The organism is Blastomonas sp. RAC04, assembly GCF_001713435.1.
In the GTDB taxonomy this organism is placed as follows: domain Bacteria; phylum Pseudomonadota; class Alphaproteobacteria; order Sphingomonadales; family Sphingomonadaceae; genus Blastomonas; species Blastomonas fulva.
This window is the reverse complement of record NZ_CP016460.1, coordinates 1,200,078-1,225,118: the sequence shown is the minus strand read 5'-3', so window position 1 is coordinate 1,225,118 and position 25,041 is coordinate 1,200,078. Positions and strand designations below refer to the sequence as shown.

General features: G+C 64.6%; 20 protein-coding genes and 1 tRNA gene. 9 read left to right on the top strand and 12 right to left on the bottom strand.

The window, feature by feature from the left end; all coding sequences use genetic code 11:
• Positions 1 to 23: 23 nt before the first annotated feature.
• The 6 genes from radA to secA all read left to right on the top strand — a co-directional run bounded on the left by radA (position 24) and on the right by secA (position 7,409).
• The gene (gene radA / locus BSY18_RS06940) at positions 24 to 1,403 is read left to right on the top strand and encodes a DNA repair protein RadA (RefSeq protein ID WP_069051763.1); all 1,380 of its coding nucleotides are present in this window, start codon (positions 24 to 26) and stop codon (positions 1,401 to 1,403) included.
• An 11-nt stretch (positions 1,404 to 1,414) separates the two neighbouring features.
• Entirely contained in the window at positions 1,415 to 1,918 is a 504-nt protein-coding gene (locus tag BSY18_RS06935) for a CvpA family protein (RefSeq protein WP_069050098.1), read from the top strand.
• Between the two features lie 20 nt (positions 1,919 to 1,938).
• A complete protein-coding gene (locus BSY18_RS06930; RefSeq protein WP_069050097.1) occupies positions 1,939 to 2,391 on the top strand; it encodes an iron-sulfur cluster assembly scaffold protein in 453 nt (150 codons plus the stop codon).
• Positions 2,391 to 4,160: a monovalent cation:proton antiporter-2 (CPA2) family protein gene (locus BSY18_RS06925; protein WP_054135386.1), complete on the top strand. Its 1,770-nt coding sequence runs from the start codon at positions 2,391 to 2,393 to the stop codon at positions 4,158 to 4,160. Before BSY18_RS06930 ends, BSY18_RS06925 begins: the two co-directional genes overlap by 1 nt.
• 90 nt (positions 4,161 to 4,250) lie before the next feature.
• Positions 4,251 to 4,529 carry a hypothetical protein gene (locus BSY18_RS06920; RefSeq protein ID WP_069050096.1) on the top strand — a complete coding sequence of 93 codons (279 nt, stop codon included), beginning with the start codon at positions 4,251 to 4,253 and terminating at the stop codon, positions 4,527 to 4,529.
• A gap of 156 nt (positions 4,530 to 4,685) precedes the next feature.
• Positions 4,686 to 7,409, top strand: a complete 2,724-nt coding sequence (gene secA, locus BSY18_RS06915; RefSeq protein ID WP_069050095.1) for a preprotein translocase subunit SecA — start codon at positions 4,686 to 4,688, stop codon at positions 7,407 to 7,409.
• A 282-nt stretch (positions 7,410 to 7,691) separates the two neighbouring features.
• Here the strand turns inward: secA and BSY18_RS06910 are convergent.
• Positions 7,692 to 7,766 (bottom strand) — tRNA-Asn (locus BSY18_RS06910).
• Positions 7,767 to 7,859: 93 nt separating this feature from the next.
• The gene (locus BSY18_RS06905; protein WP_236823467.1) at positions 7,860 to 8,663 is read right to left on the bottom strand and encodes an NAD kinase; all 804 of its coding nucleotides are present in this window, start codon (positions 8,661 to 8,663) and stop codon (positions 7,860 to 7,862) included.
• Between the two features lie 172 nt (positions 8,664 to 8,835).
• Here BSY18_RS06905 and BSY18_RS06900 point away from each other — a divergent pair, with 172 nt between their 5' ends.
• Positions 8,836 to 10,410, top strand: a complete 1,575-nt coding sequence (locus BSY18_RS06900) for a GGDEF domain-containing phosphodiesterase (protein ID WP_083231351.1) — start codon at positions 8,836 to 8,838, stop codon at positions 10,408 to 10,410.
• 108 nt (positions 10,411 to 10,518) lie between these two features.
• Here the strand turns inward: BSY18_RS06900 and mfd are convergent, their stop codons facing one another.
• Entirely contained in the window at positions 10,519 to 14,016 is a 3,498-nt protein-coding gene (gene mfd, locus BSY18_RS06895) for a transcription-repair coupling factor (RefSeq protein ID WP_069050094.1), read from the bottom strand.
• Positions 14,017 to 14,043: 27 nt separating this feature from the next.
• The gene (locus BSY18_RS06890) at positions 14,044 to 14,310 is read right to left on the bottom strand and encodes an FAD assembly factor SdhE (RefSeq protein WP_054135381.1); all 267 of its coding nucleotides are present in this window, start codon (positions 14,308 to 14,310) and stop codon (positions 14,044 to 14,046) included.
• Positions 14,311 to 14,423: 113 nt separating this feature from the next.
• Here BSY18_RS06890 and recG point away from each other — a divergent pair, with 113 nt between their 5' ends.
• Positions 14,424 to 16,481 carry an ATP-dependent DNA helicase RecG gene (gene recG / locus BSY18_RS06885; RefSeq protein ID WP_069051761.1) on the top strand — a complete coding sequence of 686 codons (2,058 nt, stop codon included), beginning with the start codon at positions 14,424 to 14,426 and terminating at the stop codon, positions 16,479 to 16,481.
• A 44-nt stretch (positions 16,482 to 16,525) separates the two neighbouring features.
• On the opposite strand, the gene BSY18_RS06880 is transcribed toward recG, so the two are convergent.
• The 4 genes from BSY18_RS06880 to BSY18_RS06865 all read right to left on the bottom strand — a co-directional run bounded on the left by BSY18_RS06880 (position 16,526) and on the right by BSY18_RS06865 (position 20,262).
• Positions 16,526 to 16,864, bottom strand: a complete 339-nt coding sequence (locus BSY18_RS06880) for a PilZ domain-containing protein (RefSeq protein WP_054135379.1) — start codon at positions 16,862 to 16,864, stop codon at positions 16,526 to 16,528.
• Positions 16,865 to 16,971: 107 nt separating this feature from the next.
• Positions 16,972 to 18,195, bottom strand: a complete 1,224-nt coding sequence (gene tyrS / locus BSY18_RS06875; protein ID WP_069050093.1) for a tyrosine--tRNA ligase — start codon at positions 18,193 to 18,195, stop codon at positions 16,972 to 16,974.
• Between the two features lie 68 nt (positions 18,196 to 18,263).
• Positions 18,264 to 19,232 carry a CDF family Co(II)/Ni(II) efflux transporter DmeF gene (dmeF, locus tag BSY18_RS06870; protein WP_069050092.1) on the bottom strand — a complete coding sequence of 323 codons (969 nt, stop codon included), beginning with the start codon at positions 19,230 to 19,232 and terminating at the stop codon, positions 18,264 to 18,266.
• A gap of 112 nt (positions 19,233 to 19,344) precedes the next feature.
• Positions 19,345 to 20,262 (bottom strand): hypothetical protein, encoded by a 918-nt coding sequence (locus tag BSY18_RS06865; protein WP_069050091.1) that lies wholly within the window; start codon positions 20,260 to 20,262, stop codon positions 19,345 to 19,347.
• Positions 20,263 to 20,350: 88 nt separating this feature from the next.
• Between BSY18_RS06865 and BSY18_RS06860 the strand changes: the two genes are divergently transcribed.
• The gene (locus tag BSY18_RS06860) at positions 20,351 to 21,040 is read left to right on the top strand and encodes a histidine phosphatase family protein (protein WP_054135375.1); all 690 of its coding nucleotides are present in this window, start codon (positions 20,351 to 20,353) and stop codon (positions 21,038 to 21,040) included.
• Between the two features lie 3 nt (positions 21,041 to 21,043).
• Here the strand turns inward: BSY18_RS06860 and BSY18_RS06855 are convergent, their stop codons facing one another.
• From BSY18_RS06855 to BSY18_RS06840, 4 genes are all read right to left on the bottom strand, one after another.
• Complete coding sequence (locus tag BSY18_RS06855; RefSeq protein ID WP_335617682.1) at positions 21,044 to 21,856, bottom strand: DUF1295 domain-containing protein; 813 nt, start codon at positions 21,854 to 21,856, stop codon at positions 21,044 to 21,046.
• Positions 21,853 to 22,485: a lysophospholipid acyltransferase family protein gene (locus BSY18_RS06850; RefSeq protein WP_069050090.1), complete on the bottom strand. Its 633-nt coding sequence runs from the start codon at positions 22,483 to 22,485 to the stop codon at positions 21,853 to 21,855. The genes BSY18_RS06855 and BSY18_RS06850 overlap by 4 nt, the downstream gene beginning before the upstream one ends.
• 124 nt (positions 22,486 to 22,609) lie before the next feature.
• Entirely contained in the window at positions 22,610 to 22,954 is a 345-nt protein-coding gene (locus tag BSY18_RS06845; protein ID WP_069050089.1) for a DUF167 domain-containing protein, read from the bottom strand.
• Positions 22,955 to 22,960: 6 nt separating this feature from the next.
• Positions 22,961 to 24,781, bottom strand: a complete 1,821-nt coding sequence (locus tag BSY18_RS06840; RefSeq protein ID WP_069050088.1) for a DUF885 domain-containing protein — start codon at positions 24,779 to 24,781, stop codon at positions 22,961 to 22,963.
• Positions 24,782 to 25,041 lie beyond the last annotated feature (260 nt).

Genomic DNA, 25,041 nt, shown 5'->3' with positions numbered 1-25,041 from the left:
TTTGTTCAAGCTATGCCGCAGCCATGGCAAAGCCCCGCAAAACCTATGTCTGCCAGGCCTGTGGCAGCGTCGCCACCCGCTGGCAGGGCCAGTGCGCCGATTGCGGCGAATGGAACACGCTGGTCGAGCAATCGGCTCCAACCGCCTTTTCGGCACGCCACGATCTGCAGACCGGCGGACACCGCATCGCGCTCTCGCGGCTCGACAGCGCGGTCGCCTTGCCACCGCGCATCCCCACCGGAATTGCCGAGTTTGACCGCGCGCTGGGTGGCGGGCTGGTGGCAGGCTCAGCGGTGCTGATGGGCGGCGACCCGGGTATCGGCAAATCGACTTTGCTGCTGCAGGCGTCTGCCAACATGGCCAAGGCGGGCAATCACATCGTCTATATCAGCGGCGAGGAGGCGGCCGATCAGGTCCGCCTGCGCGCGCTGCGGCTGGGCCTCGCCGATGCGCCGATCGACCTCGCCTCGGCGACATCGGTCCGCGATATCCTGACCACGCTGCGCGCGATGCCGACGCCGGTGATGCTGGTGATCGATTCGATCCAGACGATGCACTCTGACCTCATCGAGGGTGCGCCGGGAACCGTCAGCCAGGTACGCGCATCGGCGCAGGAGCTGATCCGTTTTGCCAAGGACACCGGCTGCGCGGTGATCCTGGTCGGCCACGTCACCAAGGACGGCAGCATCGCGGGCCCGCGCGTGCTTGAGCACATGGTCGATACCGTGATGAGCTTTGAGGGCGAACGCAGCCACCAGTACCGCATCCTGCGCTCGATCAAGAACCGCTTCGGCGCGACCGACGAGATCGGCGTGTTCGCGATGGAGGAGGAGGGGCTGTCCGAGGTCGGCAACCCCTCCAGCCTGTTCCTGAGCGATCGCGATGCGCAGATGCCCGGCACATCGGTGTTCCCCGCGCTGGAAGGCACCCGGCCCGTGCTGGTCGAGATCCAAGCGCTGACCGTGCGGTTGTCGAGCGGTGCGACCCCTCGCCGCGCGGTCGTGGGATGGGATTCGGGCCGCCTCGCCATGGTGCTCGCGGTGCTGGAGGCGCGCTGCGGCCTCAGCTTCTCGACCGCGGAAGTCTATCTCAACATCGCCGGCGGCTATCGATTGTCCGATCCTGCCGCCGATCTCGCCGTGGCCGCTGCGCTGATCTCGGCCCTGTCGGAGCGTCCCATCGGTGCCGGCACGATCGTGTTCGGCGAGCTTTCGCTTTCGGGCGAACTGCGCCCGGTCGCGCATGCTGGCTTGCGTCTGCGCGAGGCGGCCAAGCTGGGCTTCGAAAAGGCGCTGGTGCCAGCCAGCGTGACGGCAAAGGGGGCAGGCGAAAGCAGCGGAATGCGGCTGACATCCTATGCCCGGCTGGCAAATCTCGTTGACCAACTGCTTGGGCGAAACTAGCGGTTCGCTTCATGACCGCATTCGATATCATCGTGCTGACGCTGCTCGCGGGCGGCGCGATTCTGGGTTTCAAGAACGGCTTTGTCCACGCGGCGGTCTCGCTGATCGCGTGGGTGGCGGGCATCTTCGCTTTGCGGCTGTTCCACTCGCCTGTGACCGCGATGCTCAAGGAACCGGTCGGCAACGACAGCGGCGCTGCGGCGCTGGCGCTGGTCGGGCTGTATCTGGGCGTCTATCTGCTGGGCAAGCTCATCGCACACGGCCTGCGCGCGCGCACCCGCAAATCGGTGCTGGGCCCGATCGACCGGGTGCTGGGCTTCGGTTTCGGCGCGCTCAAGGGGCTGATCCTGGCAACGCTCGCCTATCTGCTGATCACCATGGTGCACGACATTATCTGGCCCGGCGAGGGGCAGCCCGAATGGATCACCGAAAGCCGCACATTCCCGCTGCTCAACGCCAGCGGCACCGCGCTCGTCGACCTCTACGACTACCAGCAGTTGCTGGGCGATGAATAACCCGCACGGCCAGAGCCGTAGTGGCTAAGGCCCTCTACACGCCCGAAATCCTGGCGCTGGCGGTGTCGCTCGGCGACTGGCCGCTTAGCGAGGATCTTACACGACAGGCCGAACTGCGCTCGCAAAGCTGCGGGTCAGTGGTGCGGGTCGGGCTCGAGCCGGATGCCGCCGGCAAGATCGCGCGCTTCGGAATCGATGCACGCGCTTGCGCGCTGGGACAGGCCTCGGCTGCGGTGCTTGCGAGCCATGTCATCGGTCGCGACCGCGCAGAATTGGTCGTGGTGCGAGACGCGCTGACCGCGTTTTTCGGCGGAGCCAGCATGGCGATGCCGGACTGGCCGGGAATCGAGCATCTGGAGACCGCCTTGCCTTATCCCGCTCGGCATGGTTCCATCCTGCTCCCCTGGCGCGCGGTGGTCGCGGCGCTGGATTCGCCTGCAGCAACGGACACCCACCAGATGGAAAATCGCTGATGGAGCATGGCGGCGATATCTTCCTGTCGGGCACGGTTCTGCTCGCAGCAGCGCTGTTCTTCGTCCTGCTGTTCCGCAGGCTCGGGCTGGGTGCGGTGCTGGGCTATCTGGTCGGCGGGATCATCATCGGGCCGCAGGTTCTGCAGCTCGTGGCTGATCCCGAGCTGATCGTCGGATTTGCCGAGATCGGCATCGTGCTGCTGCTGTTCCTGGTCGGGCTGGAGCTCGCGCCCTCGCGGCTCTGGCAGCTCAAGCGCGACATTTTCGGGCTGGGGCTGTCGCAGGTGGCGCTGTGCGGCGTCGTGCTTGCGGCGTTCGTCTATGCCGTCACCGGTTCCAGCTGGGGCGCGGCGCTGGGGCTTGGCCTTCCGCTGGCACTTTCATCGACCGCGCAGGTGCTGCCGCTGCTGCAATCGCAGGGGCGCTTGAACACCCCGACCGGCGAGCGTGCATTCTCGATCCTACTGTTCCAGGACCTGTCGATCGTTCCGCTGCTGACCATCATCGCGGCGATGTCGCGCGCGCCGCAGACCGGACCGCAGACGCCGGGATGGCTGACCGCGATCTATGCGCTGGCGGCGATCGCCGGGCTGGTCGCCGCCGGGCGCTACGGCCTTGCACCGCTGCTCAAGCTAATCGGCAAGGTCGCCGAGCGCGAACTGTTCATCGTCGCCGGGCTGTTTGCGGTATTCGGCAGCGCCGCGCTGATGCACTCGATCGGCATTTCCGCAGCTTTGGGGGCGTTCGTCGCCGGCGTGATGCTCGCCGACTCGCCCTTCCGGCACGAGCTGGAGGCGGACATCGATCCGTTTCGGTCGATCCTGCTCGGGTTGTTCTTCCTGGGCGTCGGCATGATGCTCGACATCGGCGTGATCATGGCCAACCCGCTGTTCATCGTTGCGATGGCGCTGGCGCTGGTGGGCATCAAGGTCGCGATCATCTTCGGGCTCGCCAAGGCGTTCGGCATGGAGACGCGCGCGGCGCTGGTGCTGGGCCTGCTGCTCAGCCAGGGCGGCGAATTCGCCTTCGTGCTGTTCGCCGAAGCGCAGGCCGCGCTGCTGATCGCGCCCGAGGCCGCGAGCAGGTTTGGGGCGATCGTCACGCTGTCGATGGCCACTACACCGTTCCTGATGCTGCTCACGCGCTTTTTCGGCGGCGTTCGCGGGTCGGGAACCGATGACATGGTTGATCCCGAGCAGGCGCGGCAATCGAGCGCCATCGTTGTCGGGCACGGGCGCTTTGGCCAGGCGGTCGCGCAGATCTTTGCCGGGGCAAACGTGTCGGTCACCCTGATCGACATCAACCCGGACCAGATCAGGCTGAGCGGCGAATTTGGTCGCAAGGTCTTTTACGGGGACGGCACGCGGATCGACCTGCTGCGGCGCGCGGGCGCCGAGCATGCCGACGCGCTGCTTTTCTGCATGGACGACAAGGAGTTCGGGCCCGACCAGGTCGAGCCCATCGCGCATGCCTTTCCCGATGCCAAGATTTTCGTGCGCGCGGTTGATCGGCGCCAGCTGCTGGCACTCAAGCACGCGCCGATTGCAGCAGCCCAGCGCGAACTGTTTGAATCCTCGGTCAAGCTTGCGCACACCGCGCTGCTGCGCACCGGCATCGATCCGGTGATGGCCGATCGGGTGGTCGAGGAGTTCCGCAGGCGCGATTGCGAGCGGCTCGAGCTGCAGATGGAACAGGGCAACCTGCACGCCGGCAAGCACCTGAGCTTTGGCGCCTTCGATTCCCAGGCCTTCGATCCGGAGGTCGGGTGAGGGCGGCCTGCAGCGACCGCGCAGCAAAACATTGGACGAAGCTGCCACCAATGCCTATGTACCGGGCTCGTCAGGGATAATCATCGTACCGTGAAGCTGCTTCTTGCCTTGCTGGCCATCCTAACCGGGTTTTCGGTCACGGACGGCGTGCGTGTGGCAGAACCTGCGATTGCGGAAGGCGACGGCGCGCTGCGCGGTGCCTGGAATTCCGATGATGTCAGGCCGAATGTGGCCATCGCCGCCGTTCTGCTCGTTGCCGTCGCGCTGCCGCTGGTGCTTGCCAGCATGCCTGCGATGCGCTGGGCGCCCAAGCCGACCCGGCGCGCTCTGGCGTTGACCGTTCACCGGTCCGACAGGCTGTTGCAATAGACCGCTGACGGGTTTTGCGGCTGCATTGTCGGCCTGCCACCCATGCGCGCACTGCGGTGCGCCGCCCCCATCCTGCCTTGTCCAAAGGCTCGCCGTACCGCCAATTTTCGCGCGTGTCGGCAAATCCCCATCGCTTCGTATTTAAGGAATTCCGCCATGCTCGGCGCCATTGCCAAATCGCTTTTCGGGTCCGCCAACGACCGCTACGTCAAGGGCCTGCTCAAGGTCGTCGACAAGATCAACGCCTTCGAGCCCCAGATCTCGCCGATGTCCGACGATGAACTTCGCGGCCAGACGCAGAAGTTCCGGGACCGTCTCGCCGCGGGCGAGACACTTGACGACATCCTGCCCGAGGCGTTTGCGACGGTGCGCGAAGCATCGATCCGCACGCTGGGCATGCGCCATTTCGACGTGCAGATGGTCGGCGGTATCGTGCTGCACAAGGGCGAGATCGCCGAGATGCGCACCGGCGAGGGCAAGACCTTGGTCGCGACGCTCGCCTGCTATCTCAATGCCATCGAGGGCAAGGGCGTACACGTCGTCACCGTCAATGATTACCTCGCCGCGCGCGACGCCGAGTGGATGGGCCAGGTCTATCGCTTCCTGGGTCTGACCACCGGCGTGATCGTCCCCAATCTGGGCGAAACGGCGCGGCGCGAGGCCTATGCCGCCGACATCACCTACGCGACCAACAACGAGCTTGGCTTCGATTACCTGCGCGACAATATGAAGCACGAGCGCAGCCAGATGGTGCAGCGCCCGTACAATTTCGCGGTGGTCGACGAGGTCGATTCGATCCTGATCGACGAAGCGCGCACCCCGCTGATCATCTCCGGGCCCACCGACGACAAGTCCGAGATGTACATCGCGGTCGATGCGATCGTGCTCAAGCTCGACGAAAAGGATTACGAGAAGGACGAAAAGGCCCGCTCGGTAATCCTCACCGAGGACGGCACCGAGAAGGCCGAGCGCCTTCTCGAGGAAGCCGGCTTGCTCGAAGGCAGCAACCTCTACGACGTCGAGAACACCCAGATCGTCCATCACCTTGACCAGGCGCTCAAGGCCAATGTGATGTTCAAGCGCGACATCGATTACATCGTCAAGGACGACCAGATCGTCATCATCGACGAGTTCACCGGACGCATGATGGATGGCCGTCGCTGGTCGAACGGCCTGCACCAGGCGGTCGAGGCGAAGGAACGCGTCCAGATCAAGCCCGAGAACCAGACTTTGGCCTCGATCACTTTCCAGAACTATTTCCGCATGTACCCCAAATTGTCGGGCATGACCGGCACCGCGGCGACCGAAGCGGCCGAGTTCTTCGACATCTACAAGATGAACGTGGTCACCATCCCGACCAACAACCCGATCCGCCGCATCGACGAGGAAGACGAGTTCTACAAGAACACCGCCGACAAGTTCCAGGCGATCGCCAAGGGCATCCGCGAGAAGAACCAGATCGGTCAGCCGGTGCTGGTGGGCACGGTGTCGATCGAGAAGTCCGAGCTTTTGTCCGAATATCTCAACAAGGAAGGCGTGCCGCACAGCGTGCTCAACGCCCGCTTCCACGAGCAGGAAGCGCGGATCGTCGCGCAGGCCGGACGCATGGGCGCGGTGACCATCGCCACCAACATGGCGGGCCGCGGCACCGACATCCAGCTGGGCGGCAATGTCGAATACCGCGTCGATGACGAACTGCGCGACATGCCCGAAGGTCCCGAGCGCGATGCCGCGATCGCGGCGATCAAGGCAGAGGTTGCCGCCGAGAAGGCCAAGGTGCTGGAAGCCGGCGGGCTGTTCGTGCTGGGCACCGAGCGGCACGAAAGCCGCCGCATCGACAACCAGTTGCGCGGACGTTCGGGTCGTCAGGGTGACCCCGGCCTGTCGCGCTTCTATCTGTGCCTCGAGGACGATCTGCTGCGCATCTTCGGCCCCGATACCCTGTTCTCGCGCATGATGAAGAACAACCTCGCCGATGGCGAGGCGATCGGATCGAAGTGGTTGTCGAAGGCGATCGAGACCGCGCAGAAGAAGGTCGAGGCCCGCAACTACGACATCCGCAAGCAGGTCGTCGAATATGATGACGTGATGAACGACCAGCGCAAGGTGATCTACGAGCAGCGCGCCGAGATCATGGATGCCGACGCAGTCGATGATGTCGTGCTCGACATGCGCAACGACACGGTCAATGCGATCGTCGGCGAAGCGTGTCCTCCGGGAACCTATCCCGAACAGTGGAACGTGCCCGGCCTGAAGGCGCGCGTGTCCGAGGTGCTGGGAATCGAGCCCGATATCGATGCCTGGCTGCAGGAAGACGTGATCGAACCCGACATGATCGAGGAACGCATCCGCGAGATGGCCGAGGCCAAGGTCAACGAAAAGGCCACCCAGGTCGAAGAGGGCATGTGGCGTTCGATCGAGAAGTCGGTTCTGCTGCAGAGCCTGGACCACCACTGGAAGGAGCATCTGGCGACGCTCGACGCGCTGCGTCAGGTCGTGTTTCTGCGCGCCTACGCCCAGAAGACGCCGATCAACGAGTACAAGCGCGAGGCGTTCGGCCTGTTCGAACGCATGCTCGAGGTGATCCGCGAGGACGTTACCGGCACGATCATGAGCCTGGAAATCCGCGAGCCCGAAGTGCCCTCGCTGCCCGAATTGCCCGACTTCCTGACCACGCACTTCGATCCGTTCACCGGTGAGGACAACAGCGCGGACATCGACGGCGGCACGCTGGGCACGGTCGCAGCCACGCTGCCCCCGCGCCAGTCCCCGATGCCCGAGGCGTCGGAAGAGCTGTTCTCGGGCGAAATCAGCCGCAACGCCCCGTGCCCATGCGGATCGGGCCGCAAGTACAAGCACTGCCACGGCAAAGCGGCTTGAGCTTTCTATGATGGATGCGCCCTGGCGTCGGAATAACCCCGGCGTCAGGGTGCCTTGCAAGCGCGCCAGGTGGCACCATCAGTCATCTGACGAACACTGTCGGCATGAACGCCGGAACACGCTCGTCGAAAAGTGGCATAGCAGCCGGTATGATATCAGAGATTTTTGCAGTGAGGTGCGCTTGCTGGCAATGCCAGTGACCCCTGCAGGGATCGGATGCTGTTCGCACTGTGCCTTGCTACACCCGGGGCAATTGCTGCCGGGGCAAGGACTTAGAAAGGCTGGCTCCCCGAGTAGGATTCGAACCTACGGCCAAGTGATTAACAGTCACCTACTCTACCGCTGAGCTATCGGGGAATGCCCTCTATCCCTCTAAAGACGCTGTGTTCTCCAGAAGAAGCGCGCCTATAGCACCGGGTTTTTTGGTTTGGCAAGCGTCTGCGTGCCACATCACACGATAAATTGTTCCGCCGATATCCGGTCGTCCAGGCTGTGGCCCGGATCGAACATCAGCGACAGGCGGCGGTTGGGGTCGATGGCGATCTGGATGTCGCGAATGTCGCGCACCTCGCGCTGGTCTGCGACCGCGCTGACCGGGCGTTTGGAGGGCTCGAGCACGCGCAGCGATATCCTGGAGGAATCAGGCAGCAACGCTCCCTTCCAGCGGCGCGGGCGGAACGGGCTGATCGGGGTCAGCGCCAGCATGCCGCAGCCCAGCGGCAGGATCGGGCCGTTGGCGGACAGGTTGTACGCGGTCGATCCGGCAGGCGTTGCCACCAGCACGCCATCGCAGACCAGCTCGCTGATTCGGACGGCATTGTTGACGCTGACCTCGATCTTGGCGGTCTGGCGCGTTTCGCGCAGCAGCGAGACCTCGTTGATCGCAGGATAGGTGACCCGCTCGCCCGCCATGGTGGTCGCGGTCATCGACAGCGGCAGCACCTCATAGGATTGCGCCTGTTCCAGTCTGCGCACGATGCTGTCGCCGCTGCGCCACAGGTTCATCAGAAAGCCCACCGTGCCAAGGTTCAGGCCATAGACGGGTACGATCTTGCCGCGTTCGAGCATCTGGTGGAGCGTCTGCAGCATGAATCCGTCGCCGCCCATGACGACGACGATGTCGGCTTCGTCGAGCGCGACCCATTCGTGCGCAGCCTGCACCTCGCGCGCGGCCTTGCGGGCGCGTTCGGTGGGGGAGACGGCCAGCGCGATTTTGCGTTCGAGAACCGAGGTCGGCATACAGGGCGCCTTCATGGGTGAATGCACCGGGTCTTAACTGATCCGTGCTAATGCGCCAATCATTCTTGACGCGGCCCCGAGCGCCCCACAAAGGCACATCAGGCCGGGGGCGAGGGGCCTTTCCTGCGCATTGGGGGTTCGAATTCTGAGCAGCATCGCCGAACAGCGACACCGGCCAAGCTGGTGCATGACCGGATCGGCCGCCGCCGATCCGCAGCTGGCGGCTGCGCTGGAGGCTGCGGGATTCGAGCCATCGGGCACGGCAGAGGCCGACCTGATCATCATCGATATTCGCGGGCAGGGCGAGGCGCGGCTGCCGGATGCCGTGGCAGCGCCGGGCGGGCTGGCGATGCTGTTGTGCGATGCCGGTCACGCAGGCGTGCTGGCTCAGGCCGCACCCGGCATCACCCATAGCCTGGTCACCCCGTTTGCGCCCGCAGCATTGGCACTGCAGCTGGCGCTGATCCGCTCGCAATTGATCGGTGGCGCTGACATGCAGCGCGATCTGCATGGACAGCTGGCAGCGCTGGCTCGGACAGCCGATGGCAGGCTGCACGCGATGTTGATCGGCCTGCGGCGGATGTCGGCGATCAATGCGACCTATGGAGCGGCGGTGGGCGATGCAGCGCTGGAGACCATCGGCCAGCGCCTCACCCGGCAGAACGCCCGCCTGTCGGGCGGGGCTGCGCTTACCATGCGGCTGTCTGGCGGCGACTATCTGCTGGCGCATGTGATGCCCGAGGAACGGGTCGGCTGGCAGGTGATGGCCGAGCGGCTGCTGCGGGTGATCTCCGAGCCGCTGGATGCCGGGGGGCACCGCTTGCGGTTGACTGCGCGCGCTGCGCTGGCGCTGGGCCGGGCCGATGAAAGCCCGCTTTCGCTGCTGGACCGGCTGTCTGCAGGGCTGGCAGCGGCGCGCGAAAGCGCCGCCGAGCCTGTGCGTTGGGCCGACCGCCAGTCCGATAATGCACCACAAAGCGGATACCGGCTCGAGCAGGACATCGTCCGCGCCATTGAGCAGGACGAGATCACGGTTCTGTTCCAGCCTCAATTTGCGGTCGAGGACGGGGCTATCACCGGCGCCGAGGCGCTGGCACGCTGGCAGCATCCGCTGCATGGCGAGATTGGCGCAGGCACGCTGTTTGCCATTGCGGACAAGGCCGATTTCACCCGGGCGCTCTCGCGGCATATCCGGAAACGCGCAATGGAACAGGCAGCGGGCTGGACCGGGCCGCTGGCAAACCTGCGCATCTCCCTCAACGTCACCGCAGAAGATCTCGGCGAGAAAGGCTTTGCCCAGCGCGAACTCAAGATGATCGCCGCATCAGGTTTCGACACGCAGCGGCTGACGCTGGAGATGACCGAATCCGCGCTGATCCCCGATCTCAAGCGCGCGGCCGCGCGCTTTGCCACCTTGCGCGAGGCAGGGGTAAGGATCGCGGTCGACGATTTCGGCACCGGCTATTCCAGCCTGCTGTACCTCAAGCGGCTGCCGCTCGATTATCTCAAGCTCGATCATGCGATGACCCGCGACATCGGCGGCGCGGAAGCCGACCGGATCATCGTGCGCTCTATCGTCGCCATGGCCAAGGCGCTCGACCTCAAGGTCATCGCAGAAGGGGTCGAGAGCGAGGCGCAGCTTGAAGCGCTGCGCGAGGAAGGCTGCGACTATTTCCAGGGGTTCCTGCGCGGCAAGGCGATGGAGGCGGAAGTTTTCGCGGAATTTGCTACTGCTGCTCTCTCCCCTTCAGGGGAGAGATAGTGAGACTTGCGAGCTTGCTCGCTAGTCGCAGCAGAGAGGGGGCGGAGTAGAATCGTAGTGTTGCACCCATACCCCTCACCCAACCCTCTCCCCTGAAGGGGAGAGGACTTAGCCCGCCTTAGCCTTCTTCTTCACGATCCCCGCCAGCCCCTTGGAAAGCTGCACCAATCCGTTGATTCTCGTCGCCGGATCGCCCCATACCCGTTGGATCATCAATTTCTGGTCCGGCCGCAGCTTGGCGACGCCGTTCAGCCGTTCCACATAGGCCAACAGCCCCGGTACGTCGGGGAAGCTGTCGTTGTGGAAGCTGACCAGCGCGCCGCGCGCGCCGACATCGATCTTGGAGACACAGGCGGTGATGCAGTTCTGCTTGATCTCAATCAGCTTGATCAGATTGGTCGTCGCCTCGGGCAGCGCGCCGAAGCGATCGATCATCTCGGCGGCGAAGGATTCGATCTCGGCGCCGCTGCTGAGGTCGTTCATCCGTCGATATAGCGCCATGCGCACCGCCAGATCGGGGACATAATCCTCCGGGATTAGAATTGGGGCGTCGACGGTGATCTGCGGCGAAAACTTCTGGCGCGGCAGGTCGAGCGCAAAGCCGCCCGCCTTGGCCTCGAGGATCGCCTCTTCGAGCATCGACTGATAAAGCTCGAACCCGACCTCGCGTATATGCCCCGACTGCTCGTCGCCGACCAGATTGCCCGCGCCGCGGATGTCGAGGTCATGGCTGGCGAGCTGGAAGCCCGCTCCCAGAGTATCGAGATCGCCGAGCACCTTGAGCCGCTTTTCCGCGGTCTCGGTGAGCACCCGGTTCTCCGGCGTTGTCATGTAGGCATATGCGCGTGTCTTCGACCGGCCCACGCGCCCGCGCAGCTGGTAGAGCTGGGCGAGGCCAAAGGTGTCGGCGCGGTGAATGATCAGCGTGTTGGCGCTGGGGATATCGAGCCCGGATTCGACGATCGTGGTCGACAGAAGCACATCGTACTTGCGGTCGTAGAACGCGCTCATCCGCTCCTCGACCTCAGACGGTGCCATCTGACCATGCGCCATGATGTGGCGGATTTCGGGGACCTGCTCGCGGATGAACTCGCCCAGTTTGTCGAGATCGCTGATCCGGGGAGCGACGAAATAGGATTGCCCGCCGCGATAATGTTCGCGCAGCAGTGCCTCGCGGATCACCACCGGGTCCCAGGGCATCACGTAAGTGCGCACCGCGAGGCGGTCGACCGGCGGGGTCTGGATCACCGAGAGCTCGCGCAGGCCGCTCATCGCCATCTGCAGCGTGCGCGGGATCGGCGTGGCGGTGAGCGTCAGCACATGAACATTGGCCTTCAACGACTTCAGCCGCTCCTTGTGGACCACGCCAAAGCGCTGTTCCTCATCGATGATCACCAGCCCCAGCCGCTTGAACTCGACCGACTTGGCGAGCAGCGCATGCGTGCCGATGACGATGTCGGTTGTGCCAGCAGCCAGCCCTTCGCGCGTCGTCTTGGCCTCGCCCGCGGTCACCAGCCGCGACAGGCGGCCGATGATCAGCGGGAAATTTTGAAAGCGCTCCACAAAGTTGGTGTAGTGCTGGCGGGCAAGCAAAGTGGTGGGAGCGATGATCGCGACCTGCATCCCCGCCATCGCCGCAGCAAACGCGGCGCGCATCGCGACCTCGGTCTTGCCGAACCCGACATCGCCGCACACCAGCCGGTCCATCGGCTTGCCCGAGGCCAGATCCTCGAGCACCTCGGCGATGACTCGCTCCTGGTCCTCGGTCTCCTCGTACGGGAAACGGTCGACGAAGCTGGCATAGGTCCCCGGATCGATCTCGGCGACATCGGCGGTGCGCAGCGCGCGCTCCGCTGCGGTCTTCATCAGCTCACCGGCGATCGCCTGGATGCGTTCCTTGAGCTTGGCCCGCCTGCGCTGCCAGGCCTCGCCGCCCAATCTGTCGAGTGGAACGCCGTCGCTCTCCGAGCCATAGCGGGTGAGCACGTCGATGTTCTCGACCGGCACATAGAGCTTGTCGCCACCCGAATAGGTCAGCCAGACGCAGTCGTGCGGGCTCTTGCCGACGGGGATCGAGACCAAGCCCTCATAGCGGCCGATGCCGTGATCGATATGCACGACCAGATCGCCTGCCGACAGCGACTGCAGCTCGGCGAGGAAAGCGTCGGCGGACTTGCGCTTCTTGCGCCGCCGCACCAGCCGGTCGCCGAGCAGGTCCTGTTCGGACAGGAGCTCGTAGCGATCGGTGGCAAAGCCGTGATCCTGCGGCAGCACGACCATCGCGGCCATGCCGGTTGCAGCCTGGCCCAGCGCCTCCTGCCAGCTGCCAGCCAGCGCCATGCGCGCGAGCCCGTGGTCCTTGAGCAACCCGAGCAGACGGCTGCGCGAGCCTTCCGAATAGCTCGCGATGATCGCGCCCTTGTCGGCCGCGCGCAGCGAATCGATATGCGCGGCAGCCGCGGTGTAGACATTGTCGCCGCGTGCGCGTTCAGCGCCGAAATCGCGCGCCGCGCGATAACCGAGGCCCAGTACGCTCGCCGATTCCGGCTCGTCATGGCCGCTGACGAGGTGCACCGGCGTGTCTGCCTGCAGCGCGCGCCACTCCTTGGGGATCAGATAGAGTGCAGAGGGCTTGAGCGGGCGATAGCTGCCGGTCTTGTCCTCGTTCCCGCGGGTGCGGTTGGCGTGGTAGTCGGTGATGCTCTCGAAACGCTGGTCGGCGGCGGCATCGGCGCCGGCATCGCGCAGCACGAGGTCATTGTCTTCGAGATGATCGAACAGCGTATCGAGCCGCTCCTCGATCATCGGCAGCCAGTGCTCCATCCCCGCGAGGCGCCTGCCGTCGCTGATCGCCTGATACAGTGGATCGCCGGTGGCACCCGCGCCGAACGTCTCGCGATAGGCGCTGCGGAAGCGCTTGATGCTGTCGGCATCCAGCAGCACTTCGGAGGCCGGGAGCAGGATGTGCCGCTCGACCCGCTCGGTCGAGCGCTGGGTGCCCGGATCGAAGGCGCGCATCGAATCGAGCTCGTCGCCGAAGAAATCGAGCCTCAGGCCGCTGTCCATCCCGGCGGGGAAGATATCGATGAGGTTGCCGCGCACCGCGAACTCGCCGGAATCGGCAACGGTGTCGGTGCGCGCGTAACCCTGGCGGACAAGCTTGGCGATCAGCGCCTCGCGCTCGACTACCATGCCGGGCTTGAGTTCGGCACCGATCTGGCGGATCCGAAAACGCGTCAGAGTGCGCTGGGCAACGGCGTTGACCGTGGTCACCAGCAGCTGCGGGCCGCCTGCGGGCTGCTGCAGCGTCCACAGCGCCTTCAGCCGCCGCGCCGTGATCGCCAGCGAGGGCGACGCGCGGTCATAGGGCAGACAGTCCCAGGCGGGGAACTCGATTGTCTCGAGATCGGGCGCATAGAAGGGGGCGGTTTCGGCAACTGCGTGCATCATCGCATCGTCGGGGGCGATGAAGACCACGCGGCCACCCGACTTTCGGCCAGCGGTGGCGCGCGCCAGATCGGCGAGCAGCAGCGGCAGCGCGCCGGGTGCCACGCCCGCCAGCGTCAGCGGGCCTGCCGCAGCCAAAATCCTGCTGATGCTGTCCATAAATCGGGTGTTGCCTGTAATCCGGGGTCAGCGCGGGATGTTGATGAAATCGAGCTGGCGCATGGCGTCCATCTGCGGCCCGGCGAACTGCGCAGGGACAGGCAGTGTGCCGATCGCCCAGGCCATGATGTCGACGTCCTGTTCCTCGATCAGCGCCTCGAACCAGGCGAGCTCTTCGTCCGACCAGCTCTGGCCATAGCGATCGAAGAAACCTCCGATCATGAAATCGGCCTCACGCGTGCCGCGATGCCAGGCGCGGAAGGCCAGGCGGCGCAGTCGGGTATCGCGGTCCATCGCATTGGCTCCTTCGCTTGGGGTTGCCTTGCAGGGCAGGCCATGTCTGCCTAAGACGGGCGGCAAGACTTCAGCCAGCGGCACCAGATGTGACCGCGTTTTTTGCGATAGCCATGCGCCCCGATATACTCAACCCCGCATTCGCCGAGATCGAGACCCTCAAGGGCGTTGGCGTATCCCTTCAAAAGCCGTTCGCGCGGCTGGGAATCGCGCGGGTCAAGGACATGGCCTATCACCTGCCCACCGGCTTCATCCGCAGGCGGGCTGTCGCGACGGCGGACGATGCCGCGACCGGCGAGCAGATCATTATCGCGCTGACCGCTACGGGCTATCGCAGCAGCCCCGGACGTGGGCCGACCCGGGTGATCGCCGAGGACAGCATCGGCAACCATATCAGCCTTGTCTATTTCGGCGGCAACCCCGGCTGGGCGCGCAAATTGTGGCCGCTGGGCGAGACCCGGCTGGCCGCGGGCAAGCTCGAGATCTGGGGCGAGGCGTGGCAGATCGTTCACCCCGATCATGTCGTGGCGCCCGAGGAGGCTGACCAGATCGGCGAGGCCGAACCGGTCTATCCGCTTGCCGAAGGCCTGGGGCAGAAGCGCGTCGCCTCGCTCGCGGCGCAGGCGCTGTCGCTGATGCCGCTGCTGCCCGAGTGGATCGAGCCGACGCTCAAGGCCAAGCAGGACTGGCCCGACTGGCACGAGGCGCTGGCGACCGCGCATCAGGGGATGGACGAGCTTCCCCGCGAGAGGCTGGCCTATGACGAGATTTTCGCCAACCAGCTCGCCTTTGCGCTGATCCGGCAAAGCAACCGCAAGCGCAAGGGGCTGGCACTGCAGGGCGACGGGCATCTGCGCGATGCGTTGCGGTTGCCGTTCGCGCTGACCGGCGCGCAGCAGCGCACGATCGGCGAGATCAACGGCGACATGGCACAGCCGGTGCCGATGCTGCGGCTGCTGCAGGGCGATGTCGGCGCGGGCAAGACCTTGGTCGCGGTGATGGCGATGCTCAATGCGGTCGAGTGCGGCGGGCAGGCGGCCCTGCTCGCGCCGACCGAAATTCTCGCGCGGCAGCATTTCGACACCATCTCGCGGATGCTCTCGGGGCTTCCTGTGAGCATCGCGGTGCTGACCGGACGCGACAAGGGCCGCGCGCGCGATGCGACGCTGATGGGGATGGCGGATGGATCGATCCAGATCATCATCGGCACGCACGCGCTGTTCCAGGACGCGGTGCGCTACAGGAATCTCGCGCTGGCGGTGATCGACGAGCAGCACAAGTTCGGGGTGTCGCAGCGGCTGATGCTGCAGGAAAAGGGCCGGGCGACCCCGCATCTGCTGGCGATGACCGCAACCCCGATCCCGCGCACGCTGACGCTCAGCCATTATGGCGAGATGGATGTCTCGCGGCTCGACGAGCTGCCGCCGGGGCGCCAGCCGATCGAGACCCGGGTGATCGCCGACGAGCGGTTGTCCGAGATCGTCGATGGGCTTGGCCGGCATATCGAGCGCGGCGGGCAGGCGTACTGGGTGTGTCCTTTGGTGATGGACAGCGAGACCAGCGACCTGGCGGCTGCCGAGACGCGCGCGGCGCAACTCTCGGAGCGCTTCCCGGGCAAGGTCTCATTGGTTCACGGCCAGATGCCCGCCGAGCGCAAGGATGCGATGATGGCGGACTTTGCCAGTGGCAAGACGTCGCTGCTGGTCGCCACCACGGTGATCGAAGTCGGGGTCGATGTGCCTAACGCAACGCTGATGGTGATCGAGGCGGCCGAGCGCTTCGGCCTGGCGCAGCTGCACCAGCTGCGCGGTCGGGTCGGGCGGGGTGATCAGAAATCGGTGTGCGTGCTGCTGCGTGGCAATGCGCTGAGCGAGACCGCGCGCGCCAGGCTGGCGCTGATGCGATCGAGCCAGGACGGGTTTCACATCGCAGAGGAGGATCTGCGGCTGCGCGGGGGTGGCGAACTGCTCGGCACCCGCCAGTCCGGCGACGGCGCGTTTCGCATCGCGACGCCAGAGCAGGTCCAGCGGCTGATCGCGACCGCGACCGACGATGCGCGCCTCCTCATGGATCGCGATGGCGGTCTGGACAGCGAACGCGGCCAGGCCGCGCGGGTGGCGCTGTATCTGTTCGAGCGGGATTATGGCGCGAAGCTGCTGAGGGGAGGGTAGTCAAACAAGATCCTCCCCTGAAGGGCGAGGATTTTAGAAGGCGCTCAACGCCGCCCGTTGGGCCCCGTCGTCGCGCCAAGCACGTCGATCATCTCGTTGAATTCGTTGAGCCGGATCACGCGCTCCAGCTGGAACCCGCTGCGCCCGCCGATCGACCAGATCAGATGTGCCTCGATTCGGCCGATTACCGGTAGGCGCACGGTGATGCGTTCGCCCTTGGCGAGCGGCATTTCGCCTTCGGTCATGAAGCCGTTGGCGGAAATGTTGACGATATGCGTCTTGATGTCACCCAGATGGCGATGCTCGGCAATGGTCGCATGATTGACCGCGTGGCGCGCGGCTTGTCGCTTTTCCACCACTGCGAGTCTGGCTCCTCTGGACATGTATCGACCACCCGTTTTGGCATTGCTTGCTGGAAGCTACCATCACTCAAAAGTGCGAACAAAGTGTAAATTCTAACGGAAAGTATACGTCCGTCCGAGAATTGCAATCAGTCCTCGCCGAGGACTAGCCCGTGCTTTTTCTGACCCAGGCTCAGCGTATCGCCGGGCTTTACCAGATAATCGAAGCCTTGCACCTTCTCGCCGTTGACGCGCACCGCGCCTTCCTCGATCTTGCGCTTGGCCTCCTTGTTCGAGGCCGTGAAGCCAAGGCCCGTGGTCGCCTGAACGATCGACATGCCCTCTGCGGGCACCTGGATGCTGGGCAGATCGCCGCCAGCATGGCCCTGCTCGAAGGTCGCGCGCGCGGTCTCGGCGGCGGACCGTGCGGCATCGGCGCCGCGACACATGGTCGTCGCAGCATCGGCAAGCACCTTCTTGGCCTCGTTGATCTCCGATCCCTGCAGGTTCTCAAGCCGCGCGATCTCGTCGAGCGGGATATCGGTGAACAGCCGCATGAACTTGCCGACATCGGCATCCTGGGTGTTGCGCCAGAATTGCCAGTAGTCGTACGCGGGCAGCGAATCCTCGTTGAGCCAGACAGCGCCCTTCTCGGTTTTGCCCATCTTGCCGCCGTCCGCGAGCGTGATCAGCGGGGTGGTGACGCCATAGACCTCGGTCCCGTCGACACGGCGGGCAAGCTCGATCCCGTTGACGATATTGCCCCACTGGTCCGACCCGCCCATCTGCAACCTGCAACCGACGCGGCGCGACAGCTCCAGGAAGTCATACGCCTGTAGAATCATGTAGTTGAACTCGAGGAAGCTCAGCGACTGTTCGCGGTCGAGCCGCAGCTTGACCGAGTCGAAGCTGAGCATCCGGTTTATCGAGAAATGCTGGCCGATATCGCGCAGGAACGGCACATATTCGAGCCTGTCGAGCCATTCGGCATTGTCGACCATGATAGCATCGGTAGGCCCATCGCCGAAGGTGAGGAAGCGTTCGAACACACGCTTGATCGAGGCGACATTGGACGCGATCGTCTCTGGCGTGAGCAGTCGGCGGGCCTCGTCCTTGAAGCTGGGGTCACCGATCTTGCCGGTGCCACCGCCCATCACGACGATCGGCTTGTGGCCGCTCTGCTGCAGGCGGCGCAACAGCATGATCTGCACCAGCGACCCGACATGCAGCGACGGCGCGGTCGGATCGAACCCGATATATCCGGGCACGATCTGCTTGGCGGCGAGCGCATCGAGCGCGGCTGCATCGGTCAGCTGGTGGATATAGCCGCGCGCATCGAGCAGCGCCAAAAGATCGGATGTGTACTGGGTCATGATGGCGGGCCGCTTAGCATTGATGGGCGCGGGCGGGAAGATCGCTTGTGGCAGGCGGGCGTGGGCGATCAGTCGGCGGGCGGGCAGCGGGCGTCGTCGCAGGGGATCACCTCGAAGGTGCAGTGCGACAGCTTGCCGATGCCCCGGAGCAGCGCACGATAATGTTGCGGAGGGCGAGGGTTGTGCGTGGCAAGCGAGACGATCAGTGCAAGATGCCCGGTGCCGACCTGCCACAGGTGCAGATCGACGACACGGTTGTCCGCGTCCCCCTCGATCCGCTTGCGGATGGTTTCGGCCCTGGCCGGGTCCGCCTCCATGTCGAGCAGCACGCGCGCGCATTCGCGCAGCAGGCCACGCGCCCACCACAGGATCACGACTGCACCGACAATCCCCATAAGCGGGTCTAGCCAGTCCAGCCCCAGCATCAGGCCGCCGGTCAACGCGACCAGCGCCAGCACCGATGTCAGCGCGTCGGTGAGCACATGGATATAGGCCGCGCGCAGATTGTGGTCGTGATGATGGCCATGGTGGTGATTGTGATGATCGCCGTCGTGGTCGTGATGATGGTGGTGATGGCCACCCGAGCTCAGCATGAAGGCGCTGGCGACATTGACCGCCAGCCCGATCAGCGTGACGACGATGGCGGCGGTGTAATCGATGGCGACGGGATCGGCGAGGCGGTCCGCCGATTCCCAGATCATCAGCAGCGCGATCACGCCCAGCAGCAACGCGCTACTGAACCCGGTCAGCGATCCGACCTTGCCGGTGCCCATCGAGAAACGGCGGTCATGTGCATGAGTGCGGGCAAAGCGATAGGCGAAGGCGGCGAGCCCCAGGGCTGCAACATGGCTGCCCATGTGCCAGCCGTCGGCGAGCAGCGCCATCGATCCGGTCCACCAGCCGCCGAGGATTTCGGCGATCATGGTGACCGCGGTCAGCGCGACCACCCAGAGCGTGCGCTGTTCGCTGCGCGCCTCACCATCGGCGGCGAAGCGGTGATCATGGGTGAATTGCTCGAGCGCGGCATCGTGGTGCATGGCGGTTCCGGATGACAGGGGGGTGTCCGGGCTGTTTGTCCCGGTCCATGCCTGCAATCCTGTCAGCCCCGGCCCTCGAACGCAATCCCCACGGGACCTCGCCGCGATATAGTCAGGCTTCGGCCAGCGCCTTGAGGAGGGCGCGTTCGAGCGGATCGAGCTTGCCGTCACCGCCCACCATGGCCTGCAGCCAATCCTGTTCGCTCGCGGTCAGGCCGTCTTCGGGTGCAGGCTCGGGTTCGGCAGCGGGGCTGGAGGCTGCGCCCAGCGGAGTCCTGTCGGCCAGTGACCCGGCCATCCGTCCGAAAAAGCTGCCGATTCCTGCAGAGGTATCCGCCATGAAGGCATGCAGTCGCTGCGCATCCTGGCGGGTCAGCGCGCGGAAGCGCTGGTTGGTCATCAGATGCAGGCTCAGCGCCTGAACGAACAGCGTCTGCCATTCGGGCGCGTTCTGCCCGGCGAGCGTCGCGTCCTTTATCTCGAACAGCAGTTCGGCCTCGGCTCGGTTGATGTGCGCAGGCGCAGCGCCACCGGCGGCATAGAGCACACGGCGCAGAAGCCGCACCTCGGTGGTGCCGATGCTGCCGGGCTGCAGCCCGCCGCCACAGCGGGTCGGCCCCTCGCCATGCAGCACGGCATGCCTGAACTGCTCGAGCGCATAGGCCTTCAGGCTGTCGGGAACATTCTCGGCGCGCTCGATAACCTTCACCACCAGTTCGAGCTCGGCGAGGGTATCGACCTTGCCGTCCTGATCGATCGCCTGCATCAGCCATGCGGCATTTTCGTCGCTGACATAGCCACGCGGATCGGCCTGCTCGACCAGATAGGCGGTAATCGCCTCGACGAAGAAATCGACCCATTCGCGGCTGGGGGCGCTGCTGACTCGGTTGAGCGCGAACAATATCCCGGCTTCCTGCGCGCTGATCTTGCCATCGGGCCAAACAGCGCGGCGCAGGGCGAGCGTCTCATCCGGTCCCAGGCTGCGGGCCTGGGCGATCATGGCTGTTACATCGTCAAGGGGTCTGGTCATCGGGCTTCGCCTGCAGTGGAAGGTGTGCGATAACTACCAGCGATTGCTTAATGCCGGGTTAGGCCGGCCAGGCCGAGAAGGGGACGGGATGCGTAAACGATTCGATGTCGCAAAGCTTGGGTTGCTGGTGGCTGCAGCCGGAATGCTGGGCCTGATGTCTCCAGAGCTCTCCGCTCAGGCTCAGGCGCAGCACACCGCCGGACACGGCAACAGCCTCGATGCCGGAGCGCTCGTACCGCTGTTGCAGAAAGGCGGGTACATCCTGCTCATCCGCCACGAACGCACCGAAGTACCCGCACGGGCGGACGATTACAGCAAGCCGACCACCGACTGCATGGCGCAGCGCAATCTGTCTGTCGCAGGCTATGCCGGATCACAGGAAACCGGCAAGGCGCTTTCGGCACTGGACATTCCGGTGGGAATAGTACTGGCGAGCCCGATGTGCAGAAGCATGGACACCGCGCGCTTCATGTTCGGCCGCACCAAGGCGGATTCCCGGTTGATGCATCATGACCCGGCTGGCGCGCGCACGCTTGATGTGGCTGCTGCCGACATGAAGGCACTGGTCGCCACGCTCGATCCTGGCGCGAGCAACATCGCGCTGGTCAGCCACGTTGCCAACATCTGGCGGGCCTACAGCATCGGTCTGGCAGAAGGCGAAATTGCGGTCCTGCAGAAACAGGCCGATGGATCGGTCAAGGTGATAGGTCAGGCGATGGGGAGCGACTTTGGGCCGTTCGCTCGGATCAAGCTGGGTCCGGTGCCGCCGGTGGAGTGACCATTACCCGCGCTTGGGCGGCAGCGGGAAGAACGACGAGGTGCGCGCGATGTAATCGGCGTATTCGGGCCGCGTCTTCTTGAGGCCGCGCTCCAGCATCGCAGCCCCGCTCCACTTGACCAGCGTGAAATTGAGGAACAGCGGGCCGATCAGGCTGGCAAGGCCGATATCCCACCCGGTCGACAGCGCCACCAGCCAGATTCCCCACCAGGTGCAAGCATCGCCGAAATAATTGGGGTGGCGGGTATAGCGCCACAGGCCGGTGTCGAGCACCTTGCCCTTGTTTGCAGAATTGGCGCGGAAGGCTTCAAGCTGCAAGTCGCCGATCGTTTCGAACGCGATGCCGATGATCGCGATGACCGCCCCTGCAATCGCCAGAGCTCCGGTTTCGCCGCCACGCCAGATGCCCAGTTGCGCGGGCAGGCAGACCATGAACAGCAGCGGCCCCTGGAGCAGGAACACCTGCAGCAGTGCGGTCTTGGCAAAGCTCCAGCCCTTTTTCTGCTCGGCCGAGGCGATGATCTTGGCATAACGCGGGTCGATCCCGTTGCGCCGCCAGCGGACGAACAGGTGGATGCCCAGGCGCAGCCCCCAGATTGCCGTCAGCATCAGCAGCAGCACCGATGCAGGCGAGGCAGCGTTGGCCAGCCAGAAGGTCGCTGCGGCGAGCAGTACCATCCCCATCGGCCAGACCGCATCGATGAACGAGACGTCCTTGATCGCAACGGCCACACCCCACAACACGATCATGACGCCAAAGATCAGCGCCAGATTGTGTAGCAGCAAAGGGATGGCGTCGGTCAGGGGAAGGCTCACAGCCGGCTGTCCTTGATGATGTCCGTGCCCGCGCGATCGGGATGGCGCGGCGTCACGCTCTTGTAGAAATCCATGATCTTCTTCATGTCCTCGGCATAGTCGCCCGTGGGCATGATCGCAGGGCCGAGCCCGCCGACCTTGCGGCCATAATCCATCAGCCCGCAGACCAGCGGCACCCTTGCGGCCAGCGCGATCTGGTAGAATCCGGTGCGCCAGTGGCGGACATTGCCGCGCGTGCCCTCGGGCGCGATGGTGAGCATGAACTCGTCGCGCCGGGCGAATTCCTCGACCATCTGCTGCACCTGGCCGCGGTTGTAGCTGCGTTCCACCGGCACCCCGCCCATGTCGCGCATGAAGCGCCCCAGCGGCCAGCGGAACAGCGAGGTCTTGGCCATGAAGTGCGCCTTGACGCCAAGGTCCGTGGTCAGCCCGAGAAAATAGAGAAAATCCCAGTTGCTGGTGTGCGGGGCTGCGATGATGACGAAGCGGCGCGGTTCGGGAACGACCCCTTCCGCGCGCCAGCCATGCCGTCTGTAGAGCAGCAGCAGCAATCGCCGGACCAGCCGGGAGAGCAATGTGGGCGGACGGTCGTCGGTCCTGGGCGGCCAGCCCTCCTGCTGAAAGTCCATGATTGGTAAACCGCCCCCCGTTCTGCGCCTTGCTGCGAGATACGGGGCCAAGAGTGCATAAGATGCAGCCCACTGGCAAATGTTATTGACGCAAAGCCAGTTGGCCATGCGGGCCGGGGAGGGATCAGCCGCCGTTCAGCGCCTCGAGCCGGGCGATCAGGGCCCTGGCGTCACCTGCCACGTGAACCTGCTTGTTGCGTCCGGTTTCGCCCCTGTGGATCACCACATCGCGCTTGCGGATGCCCAGCTCGGCGGCGAGCAGATCGGTCAGGGCGGCGTTGGCGGCGCCTTCGGATGGGGGTGCTGCGATGCGCACTGCCAGCACGCTGCGCCCGTCCGCATCAAGGCCGATCCCTGCGATCTGGCTGCGGCTGGCGCGCGGCGTTGCCCGCACGATAATGACAACCCCGCCCGGCGCAGCGCGCCAGGGCGGGGTCGGTTTGGCAGCGGGGGCAGGCTGATCAGCCAGCGCCCGTCATCCCTTGCTGGCGACGATCCAGCGGTTGATCTTCTCTTCCAGCACGCTCATCGGCAGCGCGCCGGTGTTGAGAACCTGATCGTGGAACTCGCGCGGATCGAACTTGCTGCCCAGTTCCTTTTCGGCCTTGGCCTTGAGCCGCTGGATCGTCAGCGCACCGATCTTGTAGGCCAGCGCCTGGCTGGGGATCGCGATGTAACGCTCGACCTCGGCAGTGGCGTCGGTCTCGCCCATCGACGAGTTGTCGAGCATGTACTTGATCGCCTGTTCGCGGGTCCAGCCCTTGGAATGGATCCCGGTATCGACCACCAGCCGCATGGCGCGCAGCATCTCGTCATCGAGATGGCCGAAGCGCTGATAGGGATCTGTGAACAGACCCATCGGATAGCCCAATTTCTCCGAATACAGCGCCCAACCCTCGACATAGGCGGTGTTGCCGCCAAAGCGCATGAACGCGGGCAGGGCCTGGTTTTCCTGCGCCAGGCTGATCTGGAAGTGATGCCCCGGCGCGCCTTCGTGCAGATACAATGTCGTCATGCCCGGCGTGGTGCGGCTGGGAAGGTCATAGGCGTTGAAGTAGAAGATGCCGGGGCGCGAGCCATCGGGATTGCCCGACTGATAGCTGCCACCTGCTTCGAACTTCTCGCGGAACTCCTCATAGGGGCGGATTTCCAGCGGGGTCTTGGGCAGGATCTTGAACTGGGTCGAGATGACCGCGTCGACCTTCTTGCCGATGTCGTAATAGCCCTGGGTCAGCGCCTCGCGGCTCGCCATCTTGAACTTGGGGTCAGTGCGGATGTGGTTGAAGAATTCGCCCAGCGTTCCCTTGAAGGCGACCTCGGTCTTGATCGTGTCCATCTCGGTGAGGATGCGCTTGACCTCGCTGAGCCCCAGATTGTGCACTTCATCGGCGGTTAGCGGCAGCGTCGTGGTCTGCTCGATCATATAGGCGTAAAGCTTGTCGCCGCCCTTCATGTACTTGAGGCCGACCCCTTCGCGCGCATCCTTGAGATACTCATTGGCGAGGTAGTCGCGCAGCCGCTGATAGGCGGGATAGATCTCGTTGGTGATGACGTTGCGATACTCGGCGGTGAAGCGCGCCTTGTCGGCTTCGCTGAAATCTGCCGGGAAGGTCTTGATCGGGCCGTAGTACGGCGATTCTTCGGGGGTCTGCTTGAGCTGAGTTTCAAGCTGCTCGATGACGTTGCGGATGGTCAGCTTGGTTTCGAAGACACCGGAGGCCTGACCTTCCTTGAAGCGGCCAATCGAACGATCAAGCAGGACGACGAATTCCTTGTGGCGCTTCAGGTTGTTCTCGTAATCCACCACGGTCTTGAACGGCGCGGTGCCGGTGCCCGAGGCGAAGTTGGGATAGAAGGTGTGGAAGCCGAAAAAGTGGTTGAGCGGACGCACCGCAGTCAGCGGCAGGAATTCGGGCGAAAGGCCCTTGATCGCGTCCTTCTGGTTGCGGCGGAAGATGTCATAGGCGATCTGGTTGGTTGCGGTCAGCTTGTTGCGGTCGATCTTGGCAAGCTCGACCAGATTGGCTTCGGCCGCCTTGCGTTCGCCGTCGTAGTAGGCGTCCGAAATATAGTCGCCGAGCTGATCGGCATAGCGCAGATCGCCGCGGAACAGGCCACCGATCGGGTTGCGCTTCAGCTGCGCTTCGTCGTCTGCCGCAAACAGGGCAGTCAGCCGCGCGTCTTCGGACTGCGGGGCGGCCTGGGTCGCTGGCTGCGCGGCTGCGGGGGCAAGCGCGAGCGGCGCTGCCAGCGCCGCGCTGGCGAGTAGCAGGATGGTTTGACGGAATGACGGCATAGGACTGAAACCTTCCAGGTCGCAAAGAGGAACGCGCCTGGGCCTGAAGGCCATCAGGCTGCGGATGCTACGCGCTAACACGCGGTTAATCCTACAGCAATCCAGCCGTTAAACATCTTGTCGAAGCCGGGCGTGCGTTGGTGGAAACTCGCGGCTCGAAATCGGATGAATCGAGCGTTTCGATTAACATGCATCAACTAATCGATGAAACTTTATGGCGCACCGGTGGTTTGATGTTGCGAAGGCCGTTCATTGGGAAT